This window comes from Bacillus songklensis, from assembly GCF_042649685.1.
GTDB classification, from domain to species: Bacteria; Bacillota; Bacilli; order Bacillales; family Bacillaceae_H; genus Bacillus_BA; species Bacillus_BA songklensis.
This window is the reverse complement of the sequence record NZ_JBHRZT010000044.1, coordinates 1-10,726: the sequence shown is the minus strand read 5'-3', so window position 1 is coordinate 10,726 and position 10,726 is coordinate 1. Positions and strand designations below refer to the sequence as shown.

The following is a 10,726-nucleotide window of genomic DNA, read 5'->3' as shown; positions in this document are numbered from 1 at the left end:
GCTGACAAGAACCCGTAAGGGAGCTTGTCAGCCGCTTATGCGTAAAGAATTTAGCATGGGTGGTTTTTACCCATGTTAAATTCTTTATGTGGATTCATATAATTCATATATTCCTTAATTCTCGTAATATCTAAAGAATATTCCCTAATAAGATGCTGTACGGACACTACTACACTTTCAGGATAAACATCCCTTTTTTCTAAAATATCTCTGTACTTTTTTAATCGTTTTTCAAAATACTGTACCACCTGTTCAGGAGTCTTTACTAATAGACATTGCATGTGATGTTTGACTCGCTTCTCCAGAAAGTGATACCTATTCATCGGAATCTCTTCTCTCATGTTTAACCCTCCCTCTTAAGTTCCTTTAGCCCACTGGAAACACTTATAAAACTGGATGAATCAATCAAAATTAATGTCATGAACTTTTTTTCTAAAAGAGCAGAAAGAAACCCCAAAATAAGGATTTCGCTCTTGTTAAATTATTTAAAAGTGACTTTTATGCACCGTAAATAGGATGATTGTTCATAACCATATTTTATCACTATTTCCTTATTATTGGAAGCGTTTACATAAAATTGGAATTGTAAACGAGACTGCTTCCTTTCTTCGTATGAATGTACTTTTAGGATTGTGATTATGTACAGTGTAGTTGCTTTTACTTATCCCCTCTAGTTAATTGTCAAGAAGTCTAACAAGAAAGTTTTCCATATTCTTCAGCAAACTCAAAAGCTCAGAGTTGTTACTTGGACCTGAGCTTTTTCATTAAAAACAAACATATATTGTAGATGAATTTAAAAGCCGGGAAAAGGTATATTAACTCTATACATCCCTTTTTAAATTAAGCGGGCTTTAGCTTCCCCCCCCTTTCTTTCCTGGCAACCAACAGCATGGCTTCACCTTGAAAGGACTGAACTTGATTATCCTTAATATCAATGGAGAAAAATTTGATCATATCCTGTGAAGATGAAATCATATACTCGTTTAATTCCGTTTTATCTTTTTCAGGGAGCGCCATCATCTCACACCATACTTCAAATAAAAATTTCTTTTTAAAGACAGAGAAGCTTTCAATTCGAAACCCCTTTTGTTCCAATAACGAGATCCATTCTGTTTTTTTGTATGCCCGATAATGGCTCGGATCTCTTTTTTTCTCGACATCATTATAAAATTGATCATATTCGTCTATTTCTGGAGCGACATTGTCAACTAGTAGAAACAAACCGTTTTCTTTCAATACACGATACACTTCACCTGCAAATCGTTCAACATGCGAAAAATGATGCGGGGCTATTCTGCATGATACCGTATCGAATGTTTTGTCGTGGAACGGCAATGATTCAGCATCTCCTTGAACAAAGGAAACATTCGTATGGCCGTTTCCTTCGATAAATTCTTTTGCTTTTTCCAACATCTTCGGCGTCAAATCAAGAGCGACTACTTTTTCAAACAGCGGAGCTAAGGTGTTTGCAACATGCCCGCCACCTGTCGCAATATCTAGGAGATGACCGTTCTTATTTTCTTTTACTATCTCTAAAAGTACGGTTAAGTCTTGTCCCTTTGCATGCCCTTTACTTTTCACATATTTCCCGGCATTCTTTCCAAACTGACTGACTACATTTTCTTTATTACTCACTTTTCCTCTCCCCTTTCCTTCTTTGTTAAACAAGTACAACTTTATTTATTTTTACTTATCAGCTTTTCTATTGGCATAAAGAAATTTTATTCATTTTTATTTATTTTTATAACTTTATTAATCTTTATTTTACGGGCATAATAGAAGTAATATTGCGATATTCTTGAAAAGGAGGTAAAACAATGGGAAGTACATTGAATGATTATACAGTAAAAGACGCCCTATTATTCAGTCAAAGAATGATGCAATTAAGCAAAGCATTCTGGAAATCAATTGAAAAGGATTGGGAGCAATGGATTAAGCCTTATGACCTTGCTATTAATGAACACCATATTTTATGGATTACTTATTACTTGAAAGATGCTTCCATTTCAGAGATTGCCAAATTCGGAATCATGCACATATCAACTGCCTTTAATTTCTCGAAAAAATTGGAGGAGCGGGGATATCTGCAATTTTTCAAAAAGGAAAATGATAGGAGAAACACATATATTCAATTAACAGAAAAAGGAAAAGAATTACTTTTAAAGCTTTTCGAAGATTATGACCCATTACAAAATTCCGTGTGCAAAGAAGCATTATCATTACAACATGTATATGGAAAATTTCCTGATATGATTGAAATCATGGCTGTTGTGCGTAACATATATGGGGATGATTTCATAGGAATTTTTGAACGCTCTCTCGAACGTATTGAAAAAGATTTCGTTGAAGAGGACGGAAGGCTTAAAAAAGGTGGATAGTCACGGCGAAACCGCTTATTCAGCTTTAATTGAGTAATCGTAAATCTATTTTTACAGGAAAAAGCATTAAATATGAAGGGGTCGACCCGGAAGTCATTTTACGTGACCTTTCGGGCCAGCTCCTTTTCTGTTAGATAAAGCACTGATCTATAAATGGGGTAAAAGCACTTGATCGTCTGGATCGGGATGTCTTATCCCAATTATACTGTTCGTAAAAATTCATTTTTTGTTCAATTGTATCTGTACGGCTGCCAAGATTTATGAAGGAGTATATGATATATTTAATGAGCTTCATCCTGTTTTGAAACCGTTTTTTGAAAATTTGGTATAATTAACGAAGGAGTGATATGTGTAATGGCCTATCAGAATTCGAATATAAGAGTCTTCTCCTTAAACTCAAATCTTCAACTTACGCAAGAGATTGTTGATTTGCTTGGTATTGAATTGGGCAAAAGTTCAATCAAACGGTTTAGTGACGGAGAAATTCAATTAAACATTGAAGAAAGCATTCGTGGTTGTGATACATATTTAGTGCAGTCTATTTCTCGTTTAGGCAATGAGTATATAATGGAACTCCTTATTATGATCGATGCTTTAAAAAGAGCCTCGGCTAAATCCATAAATGTCGTCATACCTTATTATGGTTATGCCAGACAAGACCGCAAATCAGGTGCAAGACAGCCGATTACTGCAAAATTAATAGCAAATTTATTGGAAACTGCAGGAGCAACAAGAGTATTAACAATTGATCTGCATGCTGCGTCAATTGAGGGCTTTTTTAATATTCCTGTTGACCAACTATCGGGGATTCCAACTTTATCTGATTATTTTGCGGAGAAAAATTTTTCGGATGTTGTTGTAGTCGCCCCTGATAACAGCAGTGTGCTTCGAGCAAGGAAAATGGCCAGTCTCCTAAATGTGCCGATTGCGTTTATAGACCGACGCTGTTATAATCCTGAAGAACCCGCAAAGGTTAACGTAATTGGAGAAGTAAAAGAGAAAACAGCTATTATTATTGATGATATGATTGATACAGGTGAAAATCTACTCCTTACGACAAATGTTTTAATGGAACATGGAGTAAAAGATGTTTATGGATGCTTCACACATGCTGTTCTTTCTGGTTCTTCGATAGAAAAAATTGCACGTTCAAATATCAAAGAGTTAATTGTAACCAATACAATCCCTCTACCTGAAACAAACAATACCGAAAAGATTAAGGTTCTTTCCATAGCTCCATTGTTAACAGAATCCATTAGAAGGATTCAAAACAAGATATGTACTAACACGATGCTTTGAGCAATTATTAAAAAGAGGTTATTTACGCTGTAAAATAAGTCGTCTAGAAAAAAGCGCTGAGGAGAAAACAAAGGATCCCTTAGCGCTTTTTATGTGTAAGTCATAACCTGATGTTTGTTATGGGTGGCTTAAGGCTGCGTTTACTGGTATTATCCTAAATAAAAAAGGACACTATTTTCATGTCCTTGTTCTTGGCATCGGCCCCACCTACGCCGGATACCGTGACAGCCACTGCTGCTGTCCAACCCATTATCATCATATCAGGAAGCGCTTACAATGTCAATGTGCTATAATCATTAAAAGTAAATAAAGGTTTGATTATTATCTGTCTTAATTGGTAATTTTGTTAATATTCTCGTTGAGTGGGAAATGGCGGAAGATGAAAAGTTTAATAAGATAGTAAAACATGGAACAGAAGTAGCGATGCCAGAGCTTGCACATTCTGTCCATGCGGAAGTATATGGCTTAACACCAGGACGGGAGTATTATTATCGGTTTAAAGCTGGAAACGAGACAAGTCCCGTAGGAAGAACGAAAACGGCTCCTGCATGGGGAACGCACTTAAATAGTCTTTCGTTTGCCTTTGCCTCTTGCCAGGCATGGGTGGGGGGGCGTTACGCTGCCTACCGCGATATGGCACAGCAAGATCTCGATTTTGTTGTCCATCTTGGGGATTATATCTATGAGAAAAAGAACACTGAAACCCTTGCAGATTTCCGTAATCTACATGCCCTTTATAAAACTTCACCAGACTTACAGGCTGCCCATGCAGCGTTTCCGTTTATCGTGACCTTCGATGATCATGAAGTAGAGAATAACTGGGCGAATGGCATTTCACAACCGGATGGGGAGGCATCCAATCAGAATTTTCTTGCCATTCGTGCTGCAGCGTTCCAGGCTTATTACGAGCATTTGTTGCTAAGGCTTCGTTCAAAACCGCATGGTTCCGACATGATTTTCTACCGTCAATTCACTTTTGGTGATTTAGCCGACTTTAGCGTCTTGGATACACGCCAATTTCGTGATGACCAATTGAGCGACGGATTTCCAGGTGCTCCTCAAGACCCTGAAGCATGGAACCCTTCACGAACCATGATGGGCTCCAAACAGGAACAGTGGCTATTAAGAAATCTTGAACTATCGAAGGCACGCTGGAACGTGATTGCCCAGCAAACCATGATGGCTCAGTTTGACTATGACACTGGATCAGGGATAAGTGTCAATCATGACCAGTGGGATGGTTATGCTGCTGAGCGTGCCCGTATCTTAAACTTCATTCAACAACATCGGCCTTCAAATCCAATTGTCCTTGGTGGAGACTGGCACTCAAGCTGGGTAAATGACTTAAAGGCTGACTTTAACAATCCTCATTCTGAGACCCTGGCAACGGAGTTTGTTGGGACTTCGATCAGCTCAGGATGCGGATGGAAAGGAATGGATGTCTTGTTTGTCATACTGCCCTAAACCAACCTATACCAAAGTAAACGTTCTCTCTTTCCATTCCGTATCCTTGTAGGCTTTCGAAATTCCCCATTGGCGGATATTTGCTTTCTTTTCTTCCTTTACTTTAGCGGATACAATGGCCGGAGAGGCTAAAGGAAAAGGGCTTAGATTATGTGAACGCCTACTTATTTTAAAAGAAAAAAGTGTCATTCTAACGAACGTACACTCTTTCTTTCGATAATTTTATGTGGAAATATACAACTTGGCGCTAATTTGTTCGATTCTATCATTTCAAACACCATGCTTGCAGCCTTTTCTCCCATGTCATTAAGTGGTTGTGCAACGGATGTTAACGGGGGAATAGACATTTCAGCAATACTTAAATTGTCATAACCGATGATGGATAGATCTTCTGGAACCTTTTTGCCGAACTGATAAGCTGCTGATATGGCCCCAATAGCAAGTTCATCACTCGCAGCGAAGACAGCTGTTAGATCAGGTGCCTGCTTCAACAGAAAAGTCATGCTTTTAACCCCATCTTGAAAAAAAACTCATCGCTAAATATTATATGATTTTCATTAACTGGAATATTGTGATCGTTAAGAGCATCCTTGAACCCTTTAATCCTAGGTATACCGGCAATTAAATCTGCTTTATTACCACACAGCATTCCAATTTCCTTGTGCCCTTTCTCAATTAGATATTTTGTAGCTGTATAAGCTGCATCTCGGTCATTTACTTTCACATAAGGGACCGGATATTCATCAGATTGAGTGGATAGAAGAACCATTGGAATCCCCATCTTTTTGACATATAGATAATACTCTTCTTTTAATACTTCACTGGTAAAAATGAGACCATCAATTCTTTTTTCATTTAGCATTTGAAGATACTTCATCATTTTGATTCCGCGCGTCTCAGTGTGGCATACAATGACATTCGAGCCTGCCTTGTGAGCAACCTTTTCAATTCCCCTTAATAGTTCTGTAACAAAGGTACTGGTTAATTTGGGAACAAGTAGTCCAATCGTATGCGTTCTTTTATTAATTAGTCCTCTCGCAACTGCATTAGGTTGATAGCCTAATTCTTCAATAGCTTTAAGCACTTTCCTTTTTGTTTCTTCTGTATAACCAACTTGATTGTTCAAAATCCTCGAAACTGTTGCAATTGATACATTTGCTTTCTTAGCTACATCCTTAATGGTATAGGCCATATTATACCTTCTTCCTAAATTCCAAAAACATTCCCGTATAAAACATCACAAGAAAAAACCTTTCAATACCGGACTTTTTATTTTTATTCTTTTGCTCAATCTTGATCATCCTGAAGGGTGAGCTGGACATGATCAATTGTTAGCGCACCACCTGCTCGTGCATTGGCAATATTACCGATTTTCAGAACCTCGCCTTCAGATACTTTGATATCGGAAATCGTAACAGTTGTCATGTTGCCGGATTCAGGAACCGCTACTGTTTTTTTGTCTTCACCGTTTTCGACATAAAGGGAAGCTTCGTCGAACTGGCCGCTTCGTTTGGCATCAACAGTCAGCTTATAGGTGCCTGCTTTCGGTACAACATACTGCCAGAGGTCGGATTTAAACGCTTCATCGCCCTTACCAGCAATTTGGACAGCTCCATCAACAATAGACTGATTGACCATGTTGCTGCGGCTCCAGTTATCGAACCCTTCTTTGAAATCGCCATTTTGTATTGTTGCTTTATCGCCCTGTGCATTTTCTAATATAATGGAGTCAAGATTAAAGTTACCGGAAGCAACATTAACCGTTACAAGGTTCGTTCCTTCCTTAAGCTCCACTTTTTCATTCGCTTTTTTCCATTTACCATGCGTCCCTTTCAATGAAACCGACTCTGAATAAGTGGTTTCACCACTTTTCACATCTCTTACATGAAGGGTTGCTCCACTAGCTTCATCCGCAGAATATTTTACATCCAGGTGATAGACTCCTGCTGTTGGGACACTGATTGCATACGTGACGCTTTCTCCTATCTTATTAAATCCATTTAGGTAGCCAAATCCGTCATGACCTTCAGTCGCCTTTGCGAATTCAACTCCCCTTGTGTAAGAAGCAACTTCCGCTTCAAAAGCTTTGTCCGTTGTCGCCGGCACGACTTTCAAGACAACACTGTCATGCGGCTCGAGTGTCATTGAATGAGAAGACTGGATACCGAGGTCTTTATGAGCCCAGACATCACGGACCTGACCTTTTTCAATGCCCAGTTCTTCTTTAAAATTGAAATCAAACGCTTTGCTTTCATCATTGCGGTTGAACAAACCAACTACCCATGAACCATCCGGCAACTGACCTACCCAACGATGACTGTCACGGCTTTCGTTCGACTCTCCATAATGAGCGGCACTCTTGTAGATTGGCTTTCCAACCAGACCCATTTTATTAAACTCAATCAGCTCAGTGTTTTGATAGTACTTATAATTATCGCCAATTGTATCGTACTGATCGGCAATGGCGATTGGAGATCCTGCCAGCGTGTAGAGAGACAGGGTTGTTTTCTTCTCATTTTCCGCAAAGTTCCCGGAGAACGTATTAAGTCTGAGGAAATCCCCATCCAATATCATGCTTGAACGACCGCCAATATCAGAGAAGCCGGTAAACCCTTGAAAGGAGTTCGCCCACTGTGACCAACCTGGCCGCCATTCTTGACGTCTGCCGCTGATATGATCCCAGCTACCTGCGAAAACGTCTTCATTGATTCGAATCATATCGCCATATTTCTGTTCGGCCTCTCCATGATTAAAGAGATGTGGCATCACCAGACTTAGGAAAACGTTGTTTTCCTTAGAAGCTTCGGACATCCACTTTAGTGCTGTTTCATATAGTTCTCTGTCATGTGCTTTTCCTACTGTTCCTATATTTACATCTGTTCCAGTTTCATACCAGGAAAGGAAATCGACGCGCAGAAAATCTGCCCCTTGTTCTGCCAAAAATTCAATGTAACCTTTTATATATTTTTCAGCATCTGGGTGATTTACGTTGACCCAATAAAGCGAACGTGCATTACCTTGTCCACCATTAAAACGGTCGCCGTCTGTCGGATCATTCGGATCACCTTGGTCAATCAGGTCCGCTACATACGTTGGACCACCAGGATTGTTTTCCGTCCCTTTGACAATATATTTGTCCGGGTTTTTGACAACCTCAGGACTTATCCAAAGCGGGTTGTAGTAGATACCAAATTCCATGCCTTTTTCTTTAAGATAGTCGCCCCAAAATTTCCAGGTGTGACCGTCTGGATATTTTTCAGATGGATACTGAAACGGCTCATTATCCTCGTTGTCTTCCTCCGGCTTTTCTCCCGTCTTATAAAGCTCGACATTATCCAGTTGGAAGGAGCTATGTTCCCCTTTGGCGTTTATGTTAAACTCAACAGTCAGCTGACCGTTTGTCACCTCTGCCTGTAGTTCGAAAAGGCCGTAACGCGCTTTTCCATATTCGTCGGTCAAACCTTCTTTCAACTCGACCACTTGTTCAGGAGCTTCCTGTCCCTCTGTTGCTTCCGCATAGTTTTTCAGCTTCATGTTTGCCGTGCTTGTTCTCGTGTCACCAACGAAGGCTTGAACGTCATTCGGGAATTTCACACGTGCCGTGACCGAATAATTTCCGTTTTCAAGTCCTTCAACGGTTTGAGAAACTTTTGCCGTATGCGGATCAGGGTGATACACCCACAATTTTGAACCTTCATATGCATCATTCGCATCAACACCAAACCATGCCTTAGTTTCTACTTTCCATCCACTCTCGATTCCTTCTTCAAAATCACCATTCTGCAGCTGACCGAGCGTGGGTTCTTCTTCAGACCCATCCATGTTTAACGGATTAGTCATCCATTTATCGTTATGGCTCACAACATAGCCATTTTTATTCAACAAACTGGCCCCCTCAATCCAACCATCCGTTGAAACCATGTTATAACCATACGGCAGAAAATTTTTCGCCATCCAGTCAATATTTTCCTTAAGTCGTTTCTCAGGCATGTATGTATTTTTCGTCCACTGATGCTCATAAGTCATAAAATACATGGGACCTGCTCCTTGCCTTGTAAATTGGCTGTCTTGGGCTGAAGCCGATCCTGTAATGGCTGTCGTCAATGCTAGAGTCGAAAGGACAGAGAATGCACCAACCTTCCTTAACAAACTCTTCTTGTTATTTTTACTTTTACTCTTTTTTAAAAATTTACCCACACTGAAAAACCTCCCCTTTGTTTTTACCATTTCAACAGTTACAAACTTTGAACCTATGGATACGTAACAGTTTAACCTTAATCCTTAGTTCTTCCGCAGATCTCTCTTCCCCATTTTTTTAACAAATAACTACATCAAAGATTTCAATTAATTTCGTAAAGTAAACGCTTTCACTTTTAATTAATATTATTACGTAAACGTTTACGTGTAAAGCTTATTTGGATAAATTTACAAGTTTTCGGTCTATTTACCTAGTAAATTGCTTCTTTTCAAAATCTTTTATTATTCGTTAATCAGTCATTCTGTGGTTCTGGTGCAAGAAATCTGCCAAACTAGACCATCGACTCTACAAAACTTACATGAAATTTATTTTATGCATAATTACACACTTAAACTTCAAACTGTGCCTCTCCCTGCTTTGATGATTAACTTAAAAATAAATAGTAGCGATTTACAGAGAAAGAGCTGACTCAAAAACCAAATCAGGCTTTTGGGCCAGCTCTTTTTATGTATTTTTTTGTGAAAATTTATGTCACAGTCAAACGATCATAAGCAATGATGAAAATATGATAGAGAAATTGGCTGAACATCTTGATATGCATTATTTCTTCGCTCCAATTTATGATTTTCCTGCAGTGGAAGAAGGGAAACCGAATCGTCAATATGGAGTTGCGATCCTTAGCAAGGATCCAATAGTAGAAGAAAAAAATTGGCCAATTACAAGATTAAGTACTCAAAGCAGTACGCCAAAGCCGAAATTAATGCCCGGGTTGTCGAAGCAGTGATCAACGTTAAAGGGACGAAGGTTTCTGCGTACTCTACTCACTTAGATTATCGCCCCAATCCTTCAGTCCCAATGATGCAAGTAAATGAAATGCTGGAAATCATCAAACATTGAAGATATCGACTTGAATGATGGACAAGCCGTTAAGGGCTGGGTCCAAAAAAATTAAAAAACGTTAGCCGGGAATCCTCCGTATTATAAGTATCCTCTAAACAATCATGGCTATGAAGTTTCAGAAGGAACCGTGTTTTCATCTTAATTATAACTTTGTTTCTACATCCAAAGAATTAGCTATAGACCGGTTCTTTTTCACATAGACCAAGCGTCTGCGCTGTTGAAGTATGAATTTCTTGGAAAAGCTCTGGGTTTTCCGCTAGTGACACGCCATAAGAAGGAATCATTTCTTTTAGTTTCGGTTCCCACCCTTTCATATGTTGCGGGAAGCATTTTTCTAATACCTCAAGCATGACGTGAACGGCAGTAGAAGCACCCGGAGAAGCGCCGAGCAATGCAGCTATCGAGCCATCAGCAGCACTAACAACTTCCGTACCAAATTGAAGTGTTCCTTTACCGCCGGCCTCAGTATCTTTGATAACCTGCACAC

General features: G+C 39.3%; 10 protein-coding genes. 4 read left to right on the top strand and 6 right to left on the bottom strand.

Translation table 11 applies throughout. The features are described 5' to 3' along the window. Nucleotides 1–50: 50 nt before the first annotated feature. Nucleotides 51–341: a hypothetical protein gene (locus tag ACFOU2_RS10740; protein WP_377914936.1), complete on the bottom strand. Its 291-nt coding sequence runs from the start codon at nucleotides 339–341 to the stop codon at nucleotides 51–53. A 499-nt stretch (nucleotides 342–840) separates the two neighbouring features. Further along, a complete protein-coding gene (locus ACFOU2_RS10735; RefSeq protein WP_377914934.1) occupies nucleotides 841–1,635 on the bottom strand; it encodes a class I SAM-dependent methyltransferase in 795 nt (264 codons plus the stop codon). 182 nt (nucleotides 1,636–1,817) lie between these two features. Between ACFOU2_RS10735 and ACFOU2_RS10730 the strand changes: the two genes are divergently transcribed. From ACFOU2_RS10730 to ACFOU2_RS10720, 3 genes are all read left to right on the top strand, one after another. Next, complete coding sequence (locus tag ACFOU2_RS10730; protein ID WP_377914932.1) at nucleotides 1,818–2,378, top strand: HTH-type transcriptional regulator Hpr; 561 nt, start codon at nucleotides 1,818–1,820, stop codon at nucleotides 2,376–2,378. Nucleotides 2,379–2,732: 354 nt separating this feature from the next. Next, complete coding sequence (locus tag ACFOU2_RS10725; RefSeq protein ID WP_377914930.1) at nucleotides 2,733–3,677, top strand: ribose-phosphate diphosphokinase; 945 nt, start codon at nucleotides 2,733–2,735, stop codon at nucleotides 3,675–3,677. A 333-nt stretch (nucleotides 3,678–4,010) separates the two neighbouring features. Beyond that, complete coding sequence (locus tag ACFOU2_RS10720) at nucleotides 4,011–5,141, top strand: alkaline phosphatase D family protein (protein WP_377915096.1); 1,131 nt, start codon at nucleotides 4,011–4,013, stop codon at nucleotides 5,139–5,141. Between the two features lie 185 nt (nucleotides 5,142–5,326). Here ACFOU2_RS10720 and ACFOU2_RS10715 read toward each other — a convergent pair whose 3' ends face one another. From ACFOU2_RS10715 to ACFOU2_RS10705, 3 genes are all read right to left on the bottom strand, one after another. Further along, nucleotides 5,327–5,644, bottom strand: a complete 318-nt coding sequence (locus ACFOU2_RS10715; protein ID WP_377914928.1) for a substrate-binding domain-containing protein — start codon at nucleotides 5,642–5,644, stop codon at nucleotides 5,327–5,329. Continuing rightward, nucleotides 5,641–6,333, bottom strand: a complete 693-nt coding sequence (locus tag ACFOU2_RS10710) for a LacI family DNA-binding transcriptional regulator (protein ID WP_377914926.1) — start codon at nucleotides 6,331–6,333, stop codon at nucleotides 5,641–5,643. The genes ACFOU2_RS10715 and ACFOU2_RS10710 overlap by 4 nt, the downstream gene beginning before the upstream one ends. 95 nt (nucleotides 6,334–6,428) lie before the next feature. Continuing rightward, nucleotides 6,429–9,338: a CBM35 domain-containing protein gene (locus tag ACFOU2_RS10705; protein ID WP_377914924.1), complete on the bottom strand. Its 2,910-nt coding sequence runs from the start codon at nucleotides 9,336–9,338 to the stop codon at nucleotides 6,429–6,431. A 566-nt stretch (nucleotides 9,339–9,904) separates the two neighbouring features. Here ACFOU2_RS10705 and ACFOU2_RS10700 point away from each other — a divergent pair. Further along, complete coding sequence (locus ACFOU2_RS10700; protein ID WP_377914922.1) at nucleotides 9,905–10,123, top strand: hypothetical protein; 219 nt, start codon at nucleotides 9,905–9,907, stop codon at nucleotides 10,121–10,123. Nucleotides 10,124–10,409: 286 nt separating this feature from the next. Here the strand turns inward: ACFOU2_RS10700 and ACFOU2_RS10695 are convergent. After that, the coding region (locus tag ACFOU2_RS10695) for a malate:quinone oxidoreductase (RefSeq protein ID WP_377914919.1) at nucleotides 10,410–10,726 on the bottom strand (317 nt) is incomplete at its 5' end.

What these genes read in the sequence shown, in the direction of transcription:
- ACFOU2_RS10700 (WP_377914922.1), top strand. Translation starts at nt 9,905, where the DNA reads ATGATAGAGAAATTGGCTGAACATCTTGATATGCATTATTTCTTCGCT.
- ACFOU2_RS10725 (WP_377914930.1), top strand. Translation starts at nt 2,733, where the DNA reads ATGGCCTATCAGAATTCGAATATAAGAGTCTTCTCCTTAAACTCAAAT.
- ACFOU2_RS10710 (WP_377914926.1), bottom strand. Translation starts at nt 6,333, where the DNA reads ATGGCCTATACCATTAAGGATGTAGCTAAGAAAGCAAATGTATCAATT.
- ACFOU2_RS10715 (WP_377914928.1), bottom strand. Translation starts at nt 5,644, where the DNA reads ATGACTTTTCTGTTGAAGCAGGCACCTGATCTAACAGCTGTCTTCGCT.
- ACFOU2_RS10740 (WP_377914936.1), bottom strand. Translation starts at nt 341, where the DNA reads ATGAGAGAAGAGATTCCGATGAATAGGTATCACTTTCTGGAGAAGCGA.
- ACFOU2_RS10730 (WP_377914932.1), top strand. Translation starts at nt 1,818, where the DNA reads ATGGGAAGTACATTGAATGATTATACAGTAAAAGACGCCCTATTATTC.